At 29.2% G+C, this 15,744-nt stretch carries 18 protein-coding genes and 1 pseudogene; 11 read left to right on the forward strand and 8 right to left on the reverse strand.

The features are described 5' to 3' along the window. Positions 1–11: 11 nt before the first annotated feature. Complete coding sequence (locus tag AJN58_RS10240; protein ID WP_052521780.1) at positions 12–437, forward strand: hypothetical protein; 426 nt, start codon at positions 12–14, stop codon at positions 435–437. Here the strand turns inward: AJN58_RS10240 and truD are convergent. Further along, positions 430–1,548, reverse strand: coding sequence for a tRNA pseudouridine(13) synthase TruD (gene truD, locus AJN58_RS09170; RefSeq protein WP_044778875.1), 1,119 nt, complete (start codon positions 1,546–1,548; stop codon positions 430–432). The genes AJN58_RS10240 and truD overlap by 8 nt on opposite strands. Next, positions 1,517–2,338 carry a thiamine-phosphate kinase gene (locus AJN58_RS09175; RefSeq protein ID WP_044778876.1) on the reverse strand — a complete coding sequence of 274 codons (822 nt, stop codon included), beginning with the start codon at positions 2,336–2,338 and terminating at the stop codon, positions 1,517–1,519. Before AJN58_RS09175 ends, truD begins: the two co-directional genes overlap by 32 nt. Positions 2,339–2,424: 86 nt before the next feature. Here AJN58_RS09175 and AJN58_RS09180 point away from each other — a divergent pair, with 86 nt between their 5' ends. The 10 genes from AJN58_RS09180 to AJN58_RS09225 all read left to right on the forward strand — a co-directional run bounded on the left by AJN58_RS09180 (position 2,425) and on the right by AJN58_RS09225 (position 10,120). Further along, complete coding sequence (locus AJN58_RS09180; RefSeq protein WP_044778877.1) at positions 2,425–3,498, forward strand: DUF5644 domain-containing protein; 1,074 nt, start codon at positions 2,425–2,427, stop codon at positions 3,496–3,498. Further along, the gene (locus tag AJN58_RS09185; RefSeq protein ID WP_002870895.1) at positions 3,495–3,878 is read left to right on the forward strand and encodes a hypothetical protein; all 384 of its coding nucleotides are present in this window, start codon (positions 3,495–3,497) and stop codon (positions 3,876–3,878) included. The genes AJN58_RS09180 and AJN58_RS09185 overlap by 4 nt, the downstream gene beginning before the upstream one ends. Next, positions 3,871–4,554 (forward strand): 16S rRNA (guanine(966)-N(2))-methyltransferase RsmD, encoded by a 684-nt coding sequence (rsmD, locus tag AJN58_RS09190; RefSeq protein ID WP_044778878.1) that lies wholly within the window; start codon positions 3,871–3,873, stop codon positions 4,552–4,554. The genes AJN58_RS09185 and rsmD overlap by 8 nt, the downstream gene beginning before the upstream one ends. A 58-nt stretch (positions 4,555–4,612) precedes the next feature. Then, positions 4,613–5,659, forward strand: coding sequence for a flagellar basal body P-ring protein FlgI (locus tag AJN58_RS09195; RefSeq protein WP_002870893.1), 1,047 nt, complete (start codon positions 4,613–4,615; stop codon positions 5,657–5,659). Next, the gene (locus AJN58_RS09200) at positions 5,659–6,000 is read left to right on the forward strand and encodes a hypothetical protein (protein ID WP_002862122.1); all 342 of its coding nucleotides are present in this window, start codon (positions 5,659–5,661) and stop codon (positions 5,998–6,000) included. The genes AJN58_RS09195 and AJN58_RS09200 overlap by 1 nt, the downstream gene beginning before the upstream one ends. A 62-nt stretch (positions 6,001–6,062) precedes the next feature. Next, positions 6,063–6,260: a flagellar biosynthesis anti-sigma factor FlgM gene (flgM, locus tag AJN58_RS09205; protein WP_002792053.1), complete on the forward strand. Its 198-nt coding sequence runs from the start codon at positions 6,063–6,065 to the stop codon at positions 6,258–6,260. A gap of 40 nt (positions 6,261–6,300) precedes the next feature. Further along, the gene (locus AJN58_RS09210) at positions 6,301–6,735 is read left to right on the forward strand and encodes a flagellar protein FlgN (RefSeq protein ID WP_044778880.1); all 435 of its coding nucleotides are present in this window, start codon (positions 6,301–6,303) and stop codon (positions 6,733–6,735) included. A gap of 9 nt (positions 6,736–6,744) precedes the next feature. Continuing rightward, positions 6,745–8,571, forward strand: coding sequence for a flagellar hook-associated protein FlgK (gene flgK / locus AJN58_RS09215; RefSeq protein ID WP_044778881.1), 1,827 nt, complete (start codon positions 6,745–6,747; stop codon positions 8,569–8,571). Positions 8,572–8,587: 16 nt separating this feature from the next. Beyond that, positions 8,588–9,352 (forward strand): TIGR02757 family protein, encoded by a 765-nt coding sequence (locus AJN58_RS09220; RefSeq protein ID WP_044778882.1) that lies wholly within the window; start codon positions 8,588–8,590, stop codon positions 9,350–9,352. A 3-nt stretch (positions 9,353–9,355) separates the two neighbouring features. Continuing rightward, on the forward strand, positions 9,356–10,120 hold the full coding sequence (locus tag AJN58_RS09225) for a TSUP family transporter (protein WP_002855301.1): 765 nt from the start codon (positions 9,356–9,358) through the stop codon (positions 10,118–10,120). On the opposite strand, the gene AJN58_RS09230 is transcribed toward AJN58_RS09225, so the two are convergent. The 6 genes and pseudogenes from AJN58_RS09230 to AJN58_RS09255 form a co-directional block, all read right to left on the reverse strand. After that, positions 10,113–11,294 (reverse strand): type II secretion system F family protein, encoded by a 1,182-nt coding sequence (locus tag AJN58_RS09230; protein ID WP_044778883.1) that lies wholly within the window; start codon positions 11,292–11,294, stop codon positions 10,113–10,115. The two genes, AJN58_RS09225 and AJN58_RS09230, sit on opposite strands and share 8 nt — an antisense overlap. Further along, positions 11,291–12,842, reverse strand: a pseudogene (locus AJN58_RS09235) (GspE/PulE family protein). The gene AJN58_RS09230 and the pseudogene AJN58_RS09235 overlap by 4 nt, the downstream one beginning before the upstream one ends. Then, positions 12,832–13,419 carry a hypothetical protein gene (locus tag AJN58_RS09240; RefSeq protein WP_044778885.1) on the reverse strand — a complete coding sequence of 196 codons (588 nt, stop codon included), beginning with the start codon at positions 13,417–13,419 and terminating at the stop codon, positions 12,832–12,834. The pseudogene AJN58_RS09235 and the gene AJN58_RS09240 overlap by 11 nt, the downstream one beginning before the upstream one ends. Positions 13,420–13,422: 3 nt before the next feature. Next, positions 13,423–14,031: an ATP-binding protein gene (locus tag AJN58_RS09245; protein WP_002921280.1), complete on the reverse strand. Its 609-nt coding sequence runs from the start codon at positions 14,029–14,031 to the stop codon at positions 13,423–13,425. After that, the gene (gene mshL, locus AJN58_RS09250; protein WP_044778886.1) at positions 14,024–15,436 is read right to left on the reverse strand and encodes a pilus (MSHA type) biogenesis protein MshL; all 1,413 of its coding nucleotides are present in this window, start codon (positions 15,434–15,436) and stop codon (positions 14,024–14,026) included. The genes AJN58_RS09245 and mshL overlap by 8 nt, the downstream gene beginning before the upstream one ends. Further along, a complete protein-coding gene (locus AJN58_RS09255; protein ID WP_002862131.1) occupies positions 15,414–15,725 on the reverse strand; it encodes a hypothetical protein in 312 nt (103 codons plus the stop codon). Before AJN58_RS09255 ends, mshL begins: the two co-directional genes overlap by 23 nt. Between the last annotated feature and the right edge of the window lie 19 nt (positions 15,726–15,744).

Consider the following 15,744-nt stretch of genomic DNA (forward strand, 5'->3'; position numbering starts at 1 on the left):
CAAAATATCCCTTGAAAATTGACTGGGAAAATATTAAACAAAAATGCAAAGAATATAACATAACACTATCTTTTTTCAATGATGAAAACATAGAAAAAACCAGTTTTAAAACAGCTTTAAATTTAAAAGGCGATAGCGATCCATTCGATAATTTTACAATTTGTCACAGAGCTAATATAAGAATACAAATAAAGGATGGTATAGTATACCCATGTCCTATAGTAGCAAATATCAAATATTTTAATAGCTACTTTAAACAAAATTTGCAAATTTCTAATAGAGATTATCTTGAACTTAAAAAAATTACAAGTTACGATGAAATATTAAACTTTATATCCAAACCTTTGCCATTCTGTAGATATTGTGCCATTTCAAAAATGGATTGTAGACCTTGGTGTCATAGCACAAAAAACATAACAGAATATGCAGTTAACTAAAGATTGTATTATGCAAAATTTCTTCTAAAACTACAGTAGCATAAGAGCCTTTTTGTAAGAAAAACTCTATACAAAAATGAGCTTTTTCTTCATCATAACGCCATTTTAACTCTTCTAAATATCCCCACATAAAGCGTCTTGAACCTTGCATTTTAGCCTTAAACTCCAAAGCATCTTTAAAAATTTCATTTTCTAAATTTAAAGCCAAACCTTCTCCTGTTTCATAAGCCTTAGCACCGATTAAAAGTCCCATAGCACTAATATCTCTTGCTCTAAAACGCTCAAGCTCAGCTCTCAAATCCTCACATAAAAAACACTTTCCAAAAGGATAATGCCCTAAAACCTCGCCTTTTAAAAGTTTAAAAAATTGCTCTTGTTTTTTAAGTTCCTTAGCTTCTTCTTTAGAAATTTTATAAATTTGGATCAATTCTTTTTCGCTAAAATCATTTGCAAAATGTGATAACTCCACTCTTTTACTTAAATAGCGATTAAAAAGCTCACTTTGAAAAGCTGAAATTAAAAACTCTTTCATTTTTACATTTTTCATCTTTTTGCCACGCAAAATTTCAAGCCCTTCTTTATAATTATCCCCAAATTTTCCAAAACGCTGATAACCAAAATAATTCGCAAAACCTTGTTTATCCAAATTCATCAAAGCTTGTTCTAGTTTTAAAACATCACTTGGCATTACTTTTTTTAAGCGTATGAAAAAAGAATTTCCTTTTAAATGCCCTATTCTTAGCTTGTTTTCATGGATAAAAGTTTCTAAAATTTTAAGTTTAGGATGAGAAAAATTTGACAAAAAACTCTCAAATTTTTTAGGCATAGAAAGGTATTGAAAGGTTGATCCTTGCTTGTCTTTAAGCCCTGCATAACCAAAATCTTTTATTTTAACCCCGCTTACTTCGCTTAAAATTTTTAAAGCTTCATTTGTGGTTAAATCTTTTTTATTGATATGTAAAATAAGATGCTCACCCTTACCGCTAAATTCATACAAAGGCTTTTCACGCACTACAAAATCATCGCTATTTTTACTAAAATACGCATTAATAGGACTGTGTTTTAAACTATACAAAGGCTTAAAAATGGTGTTCTCTTCCGCTAAATTCATATTTTCCCTTCACTGCTTTTCCAAAGATATTTAATTTCACGCCGTATTTTTTGGCTATTGTTTCTATATTTTGCCGTTCTTTTTCATCAAAAGCAAATAAAATTTCATATTCTTCTCCGCTATAAAGCGTATAATCATCAAGTTTTTTAAACCAAGAAATACCGCATTTATTTAAGGCTAAAAGTCTTGATAAATCCTTACTTAAACCATCTGAAATATCCATAGCACAAGAAATCAAAGGTGCGATTTCATAAAAAAAACTAGCTCTTAATTTTGGCTTTATAAATACATGGTTTGGTTTTAAAGTGCCCCCATTTTGTAAAATTTCAAGCCCTTTTAAACTTTGCCCTAATTTTCCTGTATAAGCAAGCAAATGTCCCTTTTTTAAACCTTTTCTAAAAACGGCTTTATCGTTAATCTTTGAAATGATAGTAAGACTAATGTCTATTTTATCATTGCTTATAGTATCGCCGCCTATGATTTTTATATTAAATTTCCTAGCTGTTTTTAAAAAACCTTTTTGCAAGGCTTTGATCTCATTTTCGCTTAAATTTTTTGGTAAAGCAAGTCCTAAAAGTGCGTATTTTGGTACAGCATTCATTGAAATAGCATCCGAGATATTGACAAGCATTGCTTTTGTAGCGATTTGCTCTAAGCTAAGCCACTCTCTTTTAAAATGCACATTTTCAAAAAACAAATCCTTGCTAAAACACCAATCATCAATAATAGCTCCATCATCGCCATTTTTTTCATTTAAAAAAGCTTTGATAATAAAATCTTCTTTATTCATAATGCGTGATTTTATAAAATTTCCTTTTAAATTCTAGTGAATTTTAGAAAAATTTTATATAATATAGAAATATTTAAGGAAAAACCATGAAAAAATTAGAATTAAGAATTTTTAGATTTGATAAAACCAAGGATTATGAGGCTTATTATAAACCTTATATTTATGATAATTATGAAAATTTTGCAAGCTTTTATGATTTGCTTTTGCAAGTTCAAGATGATGATATTTATTTTGATTTTGATAAAGATGAAGACACTTACATAGTGGTAAATAAGCAAATCATACCACTTTTTACACCTTTAGAAAAAATAGCAAAAGAATTTGATTTTAATCTTTGTATCGAGCCTTTAAGTACAAAAAGAGCTATTAAAGATCTTATCATCGATAAAAATGATTTTTTAGACAAATACAAATATCTTGAAAAATTTGGCGATGAAGAGGATAAAAAGCTTTATGCAAAATATGATTATTTATATTATGCAAGTGAAATTTTAGACTATCTTCCTGAATATATGGGTGATGGAGTGTTTTATTTGGCCTCAAAAATGATAGAAAAATATCCTGAAAAAAAGATAGAAATTTTAAAAACTCTAGCAGATAAAGAAAAGGGTATTTTTTATCATCTTGAAAGCAAAAATGAAATTTTAGAAACAACGATCAAAAACCTACAAAATGAAATTTTAAATTTAGGGCTTTTTGATAAAAATATTTTACACTTTGATTTACCTAAAACCAATGCTTTTGATAATGAGATCAAAGAACTTAAAGAAATTAAACATAATTTTAAAGATTTCAATATAGCTTTTTATGGTTTTAATGCTTGTGATACTTTAAAATCCAAACTTGAGGCTAAATTTATTTCCTATGAAAACAGTACAAAAAATAATGGCTTTACTTTACTGAATTTAAATCCCACACTAAGCTATAAAATGGCTGCAGATATTGTTTTGGACGCTTATGATAGCGGGGCTGATTTTATGGTAGTAAAAGAAGAAAAGGATTTTTATCTTTTTGATACTTGTGCTAAAAAACTTATGCAAACAAGTGGGAGAGAATTTGAAGACTTTTATATTTTAAGTCGTTTTGAGTTTTTAGCCCTTATCCAAGGTATACAAGCTCCATCATTAAAAAATCACACTTTAAAGGTTAGTTTGATATGAAAATCTCTTTAGAATGTAAAGACCTCATCATAGAAAAAACTTTAGAACTTTTTTTAAAAGATCATTTGGTAATGAAAAAAGATTGTGATTTTATCATTAGCGATGAAAAAATTCACACCGCAAAACCCTTATTTATCATCTCTAAGAACTCTCCATTTTTAAGCGTGCCATTTAGCAAAGAAGCCTTGTTTGAGTCTTTAAATGAATTTGACAATGCTTTAAAAGCAGCAGCTTTACAACTTGCACTTGAACAAAAAAGACTGCTTGAAGAAAAAATTGACGCTATTGCTTTGGAATTTAAAAAAGATTATGAAAATAAAATCGATCTTGCCATAAAAGATCTTAAAAACAAACTCGTAAAAGCACTTAATGATGAATGATGAATTTATAAGCGTTAAAGACTTTTTTAATCACAATGAAAAAAGAAAAAAATTTCTTCAAAAACAAGAAATTAGTTCCCCTAAAGAAAAAATAAAAAAAGTCAAAGAAACAAAGCTTTATACAAATATAGAAAGTGGTAAATACAAAGGGAAAAAACTACTTTTACCTAGTCTTACAACAACAAGAAGTACTAAAAGCATAGTAAAAAGTTGTGTTTTTAATGTAATAAGGGAAGATTTAAGAGATAAAATTTTCATTGAAGCCTTTGGTGGAAGTGCTTTAATGGCGGCTGAAGCACTAAGTAATTATGCTTTAAAAGCTTATGCTATAGAACTTGATGTAAAAGCCTATAAAATTGCTTTAGAAAATGCTAAAAATATAGATCCAAATTTAGAAGTTATCCATGCAAATACTTTTGAAATTTTACCCAAACTCATAGAAAATTCAAAAAATAAAATCATCTTATATCTTGATCCACCTTTTGATATTAGGGAAGGTTTTAGCGATATTTATGAAAAAATTTATCATTTTTTAGAAAATTTAGATTTAAAGGCTTTAAATTTAATCATTTTTGAACACCACTCAACCATAAAAACTCCCGAAAAAATCCAAAATTTTCAAAAAGTCAAAGAAAAGAAATTTGGATCAACTAGCTTAAGCTTTTACGCTTCTTAACTTACTTGGAACACTTCTTGCTTGATCTATCATCAACAATAGATTAAAGGAAGAATCCATGAGAGTTTTAACGATATTTTTACTCTTTATGACAAGCATTTTTGCAGTACAAATCAAGGATGTAGCAAACACTGTAGGTGTAAGAGATAACCAACTTATAGGTTATGGACTTGTTGTAGGGCTTAATGGAAGCGGCGATGGAACAAGCTCTAAATTTACACTACAATCCATCTCAAACCTTTTGCAAGGTATGAATATCAAAGTAGATCCTAACGATATCAAATCAAAAAATACCGCAGCCGTTATGGTTACAGCCAAACTTCCAGCCTTTGCAAAAAGCGGAGATAAACTTGATATTACCGTTTCATCTATGGGTGATGCAAAATCTTTACAAGGCGGAACACTTTTACTGACTGCACTTCGTGGGATTGATGGTGAAATTTATGCTATAGCACAAGGCTCTATCTCAACAGGAGGTTTAACACCTAGACCAGGAGGAGCAGGTTCTCACTCAACTGCTGCAACCGTAATGGGCGGAGCTAATGTAGAAAGAGAAATTCCACAAAATTTTAGTCAAAATAATGATCTAACCTTAAGCTTAAAAGTAGCAGATTTTAAAACCGCAAACGATATAGAAAGAGTTTTAAATACTGTCTTTGGCGAAGAAGTGGCTAAAGCCATCGACTCTCGCACAGTAAAACTCAAAAAACCTGAAGATCTTTCAAATGTTGATTTTATGGCAAGAGTTTTAGAACAAGATATAGCTTATAAACCACAAAGCAAAGTTATCATTGATGAAAGAACAGGAACAGTGATTGCTGGAGTTGATGTAGAGGTAGAACCTGTTTTAATCACTCATAAAGATATCACCATAAAAATAGATCCAAATAATAACTCAGTAGCTAATCAAAATGAAATCGATATGAAAGACGGTGGTTTTGTAGATCCAAGTTCAAATACCTTAAGAATCAACAATGCAAAAAGCACAGTTGCAAATATAGCTAGAATGCTTAACAAACTTGGAGCAACCCCAAATGACATTATCGCTATTATGGAAAATTTAAAGCGTGCAGGTGCAATTAACGCGGATTTGGAGATCATCTAATGAAAATCGATAATTTTTTAAATACTTATAGTATGAATAGTGCTTTACTTGATCGTGCAGCTAAAGCAAGAAGTTTAGAATCAAGCATCAAAATAAATGATAATGATATAGTTACAAAGAGCAAAGAAGATGAAGCCTTAAAAGAACAAACGGATGCTTTTGAAGCATTTTTTTTAAAGCAAGTTTTAGATGTATCTTTAAAAAGTCAAAATTCACTCTTTGGAAAAGATGCCAGCGATGAAATATACTCTTCCATGTATAACGATACCATGAGTAAAGCTTTAAGTGGAGGTATGGGTTTTTCAAAATTATTATACGATTTTTTAAAAGAAAGGGGTTAAGTTTTTTAAATTTGGGTCGATATAGTTTGTAGAGGATTATAACTAAGATCAAGGAGGCAGAAATGATCAATCCTATACAACAAAGTTATGTGGCAAATACCACATTAAATACAAATAGAATAGATAAAGAAACAAAAACAAACGATACTCAAAAAACGGAAAATGATAAAGCGAGTAAAATCGCAGAGCAGATTAAAAACGGTACTTATAAAATCGATACAAAAGCTACAGCTGCTGCGATTGCTGACTCTTTAATCTAAATTTTCATTCTCCTTTTTTTGAGAGAGAAAAGGAGAAAATATGCTTAAACAAAGACTTGATGAAGTAAATGCTATCTTAGCAAAACTTATTGCTTTAACCGAAGAAGATATAGAAAATATCAAAGTGGCTAAACATGAGAGTGTAACGCCAAGTGTAGAAGAAAAAAACAAACTTATCGCCGAATTTATTACAGCTAAAAAACAACTTGATGTTGCCTTGGTTGAGCTAAATAATAGCTCTACAAAAGGGCTTAGTGAACTCTTAGATAATGAAGATAAACAAAAACTAGATCTACTTAAAAAAAATCTTCAAAACCTTCATAGTAAAAACAAAGAGTATGCTAAATTTGTTCTTATTGTCAAAGATTTTCTTGATAGCTTAGTAAATAAAATGTTTGATATCAATGATGGAACAAATAATGCTTATGGAGATAAAAAGACAAATCCAGAGTCAATTTTCAAGATCAATGTATAAGGATTTATAATGGGTATTTTTGGAACATTATACACAGGTGTTACAGGCTTAAAGGCAAGCGAAGTTCAAATCGCAACAACTGGAAATAATATCTCAAATGCTAATGCAACTTTTTATACACGCCAAAGAGTAGTGCAAACTACAAATGGGTATATTACCACAGGTGGAGTTCAAGTAGGCACAGGAACTGCTATAGAAAGTATAGTGCGTTTGCATGATGAGTATTCTTACTATAAATTAAAAGGTGCATCAAACCAACTAGAATACACTAAATATATGGCTTCAACCTTACAAGAAATCGCTCAGCGTTTTCCAGACTTACAAAATACTGGAATTTTGAAAGATTTAGAAAATTATAACAAAGCTTGGAATGATTTTGCATCTAACCCCAATGAAAATGCCACAAAAATAGCCCTTGTAAAAGCTTCTCAAACCTTAACAGAAAGCATTAATAACACTTTTGCAACCTTGGATAAAATCCAAAAAAAAGTAAATGATGATATTAAAAATACGGTTGATGAGATTAATAGAATCGGTGAAGAAATTGCTACTATAAATAAACAAATTTATGGACAAGAAGCCTTACCAACAGAACACGCAAATGAGCTTAGGGATAGAAGAGATGAACTTGAACTTACCCTTTCAAAGCTAGTTAGTGCAGTTGCAAGCAAAAATGAAATCAATCAAGACAATCGCCTTGATACAACCATCACTGATCCAGGACATCAATACAATCTAAGCATAGAAGGTTTTAGTATAGTAGATGGGATAAATTTTCATCCTTTAAAGCTTGATTATGATGATAAGAATAAATCTTATAGCATTTATTATGAAACTCCTGATGAAAAAGTTCGCGATCTTACTGCAAAGATTAACGGTGGACAGCTTGGTGCTCAACTTGACTTACGCGGTAGAAACTATAGCAAAAGCGAAGGAAAATATGAAGATGGAATTATCCAAGGTTATATGGATTCTTTAGATACTTTTGCTAAGACCATGATCAACGAAACTAACAATCTTTATGCGAGTTCTGCGAAAAGTTCTGTTACTTCTGATTATCTATCTGGACTTAAGGGAGATATTCCTTTAGTTAATTACGACAGAACCATACAACCAGGAAGTTTTGATATAGTCATTTATGATGATAAAGGCGATAAAAAACTCACCAAAACCATCACCATAGATGTAAATACAACCATGAATGATATCATGCGTCAAATCAATGCTAATACAGATGATAATAACGATCACAATGCAAATAATGATGTTGATGATCATATCAATGCAAGTTTTAGCTACGATGCAAAAACTGGAGATGGTTTATTCCAAATCAATGCAAAATCAGGCTTTAAGGTAGCCATTGAAGATAAAGGCACAAATTTCGCAGGTGCGTTTAGCATAGGTGGTTTTTTCAGCGGAACCGATGCAAGTGACATGAAAGTAAAAGATGCTATCTTAAATGATCCAAGCACAGTAAGAGCAAGCTCAAATGGGGTTGATAGTGGCAATGACATGGCAAATAAAATCATCCAACTTCAATATGATAAAGTTAATTTTTATAATGAAGATGGTACTATCGATAATCTTACTATGGAAGAATATTACCGCAAACTTACAGGTAAAATAGCCTCAGATGGTGAAAATAACAATGTTGTAAATTCAAGCAATGAAACTCTTTATAATTCTGTTTATAGCGAGTACCAATCTAAAAGTGGTGTAAATACAAATGAAGAATTAGCCGCTCTTATACAATACCAATCAAGTTACGGTGCTGCAGCAAAAATCGTCTCAACTGTAGATCAAATGCTTGATACCTTACTAGGACTTAAATCTTAAGCTCTAGTAATATCAAGTGAAAAATTTTATCCATCTTAAAGCCAAGCTTGATTTTTTAGCCAATCAAAAAAACACCAATCATTCCCTTTTTGAAACTCCAGATCCTTTGCAAATTGCTAAAATTCACAATGATGAATTTACTGCCTTAATTTGTGCTTTATTTGCCTATGGAAATGCTAAAAATATAGTAAATTTTCTAAAAAAACTTGATTTTTCTTTATTAAACCTTCAAGAAAAACAAATAAAAAAAGAACTTAAAAATTTAAAATACCGCTTCCAAAATGAGAAAGATATACAAGAAATTTTTATCACTCTTTCAAGACTTAAAAATGAAATTTCACTCTACGAACTTTTTTATCAAGCCTATCAAAAAAGAGAAAATACCACAGATGCCATCTTAGCTTTTATGCAAAAAATCAAAACCTTAAATTCATATTCAAGTTATGGGTATGATTTTTTCTTTGGAAAAATTTGGCAAAACACCCCTACTTCACCTCTTAAACGCTATAATATGTATCTAAGATGGATGGTTAGAAAAGATGAACTTGATCTTGGACTTTTTACCAAAATTCACACCAAAGATCTTTTAATTCCACTTGATACACATACACATAAAATTTCCTTGACTTTAGGACTTCTAAAGCGTAAAATATATGATTATAAAAGTGTTTTAGAACTCACGCAAAATTTAAAAAAATTAGATGCAAATGATCCCATAAAATATGACTTTGCACTCTATCGTTTAGGGCAAAGTAAGGAAATTGACAAATTTAAGGAGTGAAAAATGGGCTTTGAGCACTTAGATACAATTTATTATTTCATACTTTTTTTTGTAGCTCTTTTTGCTGGTTTTATAGATTCTATTGTAGGTGGAGGAGGGCTTATTACTCTACCAGCGCTCATAGCCTGTGGGATTCCTGCGCATTTATCTTTAGCAACAAACAAACTCCAAAGCGTCTTTGGTTCTTTTACGGCTACTTTAACTTATTTTAAATCCACCACTCTACCTCATCTTGCTTGGGGTGTTTTTTTTACAGCCTTAGGAGCAGCTATAGGAAGTTATAGCGTTCTTTTTGTAAAAGATGAGCAATTAAAGCTTATTATCTTAATCTTTTTAACTCTTACTTTCTTATATACAGCCTTGCGTCCTAACTTAGGTAAACACGAAAGCGAACCTAAAATAAAAAATATCAAAATTTTTCATTTAATTTGTGGCTTAACTTTAGGATTTTATGATGGATTTTTAGGGCCTGGAACAGGTTCATTTTGGATTTTTGCTTGTGTGATGCTACTAGGTTTTAATATGAGAAAAGCAAGCATTAATACTAAAATTTTAAATTTCACTAGTAATATTATTGCCCTTGCTATATTTTTATGGCAATACGAACTTTTATGGGCTGTAGGCTTGCTTATGGGTGTAGGACAAGTTTTAGGAGCTTATTTAGGCTCAAAACTTGTATTAAAAACTAATGGAAAGTTTATAAAAACTTTATTTTTAATCGTTGTAGGAGCTACTATCATTAAAGTAGCTTGGGATTATTTTAGTTAAAATTGACCCCTGAGCTAAGCTCCCACATAGGCAAGAATATACCTAAAGCCAAAAACAAAACTAAAAGCGCTACAAATAAAGTCATCATAGGTTCTAAAAAAACCAAAAATCTATCCATCAAATTTTCGCTTTTTTGTTGATAATATTTGGCAATTTCTTCACTTAATACTTCAAGTCTTCCACTTTTCATCGCAACACTAAGCATAGAAAATACCAAAGAATCAAAAATATCAATCTTTTTAAAAACCTGACTTAACTCAAGACCAGAATCTATAAAACTAAAAAGTTTTTTATACTGAAAAATTAAAAATTTATTTTCAAGCCCTATAATAGCTAAATCAAAAGCTTTAGATATTGAAATTCCATTTTTTAAAAGTAAAGAAAAAGCCATAAAAAAATAATAATTTTGATTATAAATAATCAAACGAGAAATCAAAGGTATTTTTAAAAATAAAAAATCGCAAGAAAAAGCAAAAGAATGAAAATTTTTATAAGCTAAAATAAGCATAACAATAAAAATAACAAACAAAAATATGCAAAAAATTCCATAGTCATCTAAAAAATTATAAATTTCTAACATTACATGCGTGATAAAAGGTAAACTCGCGCCTAAATTTTCAAATAAATCTTTAAAATTAGGCACTACAAAAAGCATTAAAAACAAAAATGCTCCGATAATACTTAAAAAAACCAAAGTAGGATATCTAAAAGCCTTTTTTAATTGTTTTTGAGTCTCTAAGCTTTTTTCTCGAAGTTTAGAAATTTGACTAAACACTTCACTGATTTTTCCTGTCTTTTCAGCCGTTTTAATCAAAGCTAGCTCCGCACGATTTAATCCAAAATTAGCATTTTCAAAAGCTTGATTTAAATTTTGGGCTAAAATTAAATTGTCTAATATTTTTTTCATAATCTTGCAAGAATGCATAAGATATAATTCTCTAATCGCTTCTTGAACACTTAATCCAACTTCACACAACAAAGCCAGCTCTTTAAAAAAGAGTATGAAATTTTCATCTTTTAATCTCTGAAAATTAGATTTTTGAATTTCTTTTATATCAATGATTTTCCAATTCTTTGATAAGGCTTTTGCTTGTGCTGTATTTAAATTTTCAGCTTTTATAGTTTTTATATAATTTTGATTGTTTTTAAGAAATTCTACTTCATAAAACTTCATCTTACAACCCTTAAAAGCTCATCTATACTTGTAAGACCTTCTTTGGCTTTTTTTAAACCTTGTTCAAACATAGTTTGAAAGCCATATTTTTTTGCAAGCTCCATTAAAATCGTTTTATCTTGATTTTCCCTAATTGCACAAGCTAAATCTTCATTGATCTCTAAGCACTCAGCGATTAATTCTCTGCCAAAAAATCCACTATGATGACAACGCTCACATCCTTTTGGTTCAAAAAATTCACCTTCAAATTCAATATAATGTTTTTTGCTTACACCAAGGACAAAGTTTTCTAACCAAACGCTGTGCTATAACAAGACTTAAAGCCGATGCTATCAAGTAACTTTTTGCTTGCATATCCAAAAGCCTATCAATGGTACTAAGAGCATCATTAGTATGCAAGGTGCTTAAAAGCAAATGACCTGTTAAAGAAGCTTTAATTGCAATATCTAAACTTTCTTCATCGCGGATTTCTCCTATCATGATAATATCAGGATCTTGCCTTAAAATTGCTCTTAAAATACTATTAAACTCGACTCCAACTTTTGAATTAAGCAAAATTTGCTGCACTAAAGGAATTTTATATTCTATAGGATCTTCTGCTGAAATAATCTTTTTTTCAATACTTTTCAACTCATTTAAACACGCGTATAAAGTTGTACTTTTACCACTGCCAGTAGGGCCGGTTAATAAAATCATTCCATTGGGACGATGTAAAATCTTTTTTAAAATTTCTAAATTTTTATCTTCAAGATTTAGTTTATACAAATCCAAAATTTCTTTATCATGTTTTAAAATTCTTATAACAACACTTTCGCCATAAATCAAAGGCAAACATGAAACACGAAAATCATATCTTTCATTTTCAAAATCTAATTCAAAACTTCCATCTTGTGTTTTTCTTGATTCAGCTAAATTCAAACAAGCTAAAAATTTGACATGAAAAACCAAAGCTTCATAAACATCCTTCTCAAAAATAGCAAATTCACGCAAAATTCCATCAACCCTAAACCTAATCAAAGCGTCATCGTTCCTTGCTTCTATATGAATATCACTCGCATGAAAAGATAAAATTTCATGTAATAAAAAATCAAAAATTTGACTGATGCAACTTTGATCATCTCTTTTTTGATTTTCTTGCCATTCAAGTCTAAGCTTAATGCTTAATCTTTTAATCTCCTCTTGAATGCGAATTTGATTTAAAATTTTAGCTATCTTTAATTCATCGGCAATTGCAGTGTCGATTTTTTCACAAATCATAAAAGTCTTAACTTGCTCTAAAAGCTCTAAAGAACAAGGTTTGGATCTAATAATCATAAAGCCGTCATTATTTTTAATAAGCAGAAATTTAAATTTTAAAAGTAAAGAAAAAGGTATACCTTCATAAATAAAATCATTATCTTCATCTAAATCAACAAAATGTAAATTACAAAAATTTGCTAATTTTTTAAAAAAATCCCAAGAAGTGATATTAAATTTAGTGCAAATTTCATCAAGACTTATTTCATTATCAATATAAGCTTGAAAAATTTTATCCATTCTACTTTCCATCTAATTCCATTAAACCATAATAATTTATATAAGCATCTAAAGCACTTTGAGCTTCTTTTTCTTCACCTAAAGCTCTTTTAGCCTGAGCAAAAATCAGCCAAGAATCTTGTTTTTGCTTGTCAAGTTCATTGGCTTTTAAAGCCCAAAATATTGTCTTTTGATAAGCTTTAATATCAAAATACTTCTTAGCTAAATTTAAAGCCTTTTCATAGCTTGGATTTTGATAAAAAGATTTTTTTAAATCAGAAATATTTAAAATTTTAGAATCAATTTCTATCTTACTAATATGTGTATTTTCCTGCACCGCTTTAACTTCTTCTAGTTCTTTATATAACTTTTCCCTAGAAATCTTATTTTTTTCTTGTAAAATTTGCGCTTGAAGAATCTTTTGCTCTAAATACTTTTTATGTTCAATAGCTTGCAAATAAATATTTTTTTGCTTATTATATTTTTGCATTAGCACAAAAAAACAAAATGCTATCACTAAGATTAAAACAATTAAAAATAAATATTTTAAATATTTTTTAAGTAAAAAATATTTATACCTAAGCTCAAGTTCTTTAATTCTTTCTTGCATACCTTACCTTAATAAGCCATTCTCTAAAGCACTAAGCTTTAAAATATACTCTTGACTTTTGTTTGTATCAAAAAAACTATTTATCTCATAAAAACTTTTTAAAGTTTTATCAATATATCTTAAATTTCCTTGAGAAATTTTTTGTAAAAACTTAAGACATTTATTTGAAAAATTCATTCCGAATTTCAATTTAATATAATCATCAAGCTCTAAAAGACTAATATTTTTCAATTCAAAACAAGCACTTAAACGACTTTTAAAATGCTCTTTTTTAAGTATATTTAACTTTTTATGAGAACTTAAAACAAAACTTATAGAATCACTATAAATCCTAATGCTTTCTAGCATTGCATAATCATACATTCCTACTTCATCAAGAATGATTAAACTCTGACCTTGTGAAATCAAAAACTCAATTTTTTCTTTTAAGAAACTCTGATCTTTAAAATTTTCATTAATAAAATCAACATTATATTTTTTTGCCAATCTTTGCAACAATACACTTTTACCGCTACCACTTTTTCCCCATAAAAAAATAAAAGCTTTTTGGCTTTCTAAAATTTGATTGATTTGATGAAAAATTTCTTCTCTAAATGGAATAATTTTACTCATAATGCTTAAATCCTAGATCTTTAAGACTTGGAGCGTTTACACTATCTACTATACTTGGAGTGATAATAAAAACAATTTCAGTTGCTTTAGAATTTAAAACTTCTCCTTTAAACAAAGAACCTAGAATTGGAATTTTTGATAGAAAATTGATAGAATTTTTCTCATTAGATTTATCGTGAGAAATCAATCCACCTAAAATTAAAGTTTGATTATTCTCCACTTGCACAACACTAGAAAGCTTTTTTTGTATGGTATCAGGAGCAATAGTTCTTGGTTCTTTTTGTCGTTTATTATCTTCTGGATACTTAAAATCACTTAAGCTTGGATTAATCCTAAGCATTATTTTTCCATCATCAGAAATTTCAGGCAAGATATTGAGTAAAATGCCTACAAAAATAGAATAATTATTATAACTTTCACTAACAGTAGTCCCATTTTCAGTGCCTTTAGAACTTTCTTTAACTTGATAATTTATAGTATCACCTACAGAAATAATGGCTTGTTGGTTATTTAAAGCCATAAGCTTTGGATTAGAAAGCACGCTAGTTTTTCCATTTTGAGAAAGAAAGTTAATAATAGAATCAAAATTTAAATTCGCCCTTAAACCCAAATTCTTAACAAAACCTTGCCCATTTTGAAACTGAATAAAAGAATTTTCATTATTTACTTGCGAATTTAAACCTATATTAAAATTTTGCCAATTAATCCCACTAGAATGGCTTTCATTTAAACTCACAGCAAGTATGCTAACATCGATAATAACTTGTTTTTTAAGACGATTTTCTAGTTTTTGCAAATAATTTTTCACACTTTTTAACTGAGAATTTGTTCCAGTTACTATAATAAGACCTGCATTGGGATTTATGATGGGAGTTTTAGCCTCATAATCTTCATGAGAATTTTTTAATAATACAATAATCTCTTTTTCTATATTTTGCCAAAAATCAAATTTTTCCATACTTTTAATCATATTGTCTTCTGCATCATCAAAACTACCGCTATATTCACTTTGCCTTGGTTTAGCGTCTACAGACGCTTTAGTTATGCTTTGTCCTTCTCTGATAGAAGTGATATAACTTATCTTAAAAATCTTCGTATCAATACCTGAAATTCTTAAAATTTTACCATCAAAATCATAGCTAAGATCATGCTCTTTGATAAAAAAATTAAAAATTTCGTCTAAACTCATTTGATGAATATTGACAGAGTTTTGCAACGTTTCTAATTTTTCTTTGGCAATTTTATCTTTAACAATAATACTAAAAGAACAATATTTTGCAAGCTCATCAAGACTTTCTTGTATGCTTAATTTTTCATTAATACTGATATCAAAAAGACGCTTTTGACAATCTAAAGCATAAAGATAATGGCAAAAAAGAATGTTAATTAATATTAATCTTATCATTTTTATTTATTTGGATTGCAATTTCTAAATTATCATATTGGAATTTAATCTCTTTAGTATTTATTTCATGTATTATAGCATCATCAATCATATCACCTTTTTTATACCATCGATCATAAATTTTTACTTTATCAAGCATAATTGCAGTAATTTTAATATGTCTTAATTTTTCAAAAGTAGGATTCACAAATGGGTTTTGAAGAGTATTAAAATTTATGCGATTTTCTTTATCTATAAGTTTAAAATACTCTTCAAAATTATCTTGTGCAAACAAAGTGCTAAAACACAATGTAGCACTAAAAATATAT

The sequence above is a fragment of the Campylobacter sp. BCW_4321 genome, assembly GCF_001763075.1.
In the GTDB taxonomy this organism is placed as follows: domain Bacteria; phylum Campylobacterota; class Campylobacteria; order Campylobacterales; family Campylobacteraceae; genus Campylobacter_D; species Campylobacter_D jejuni.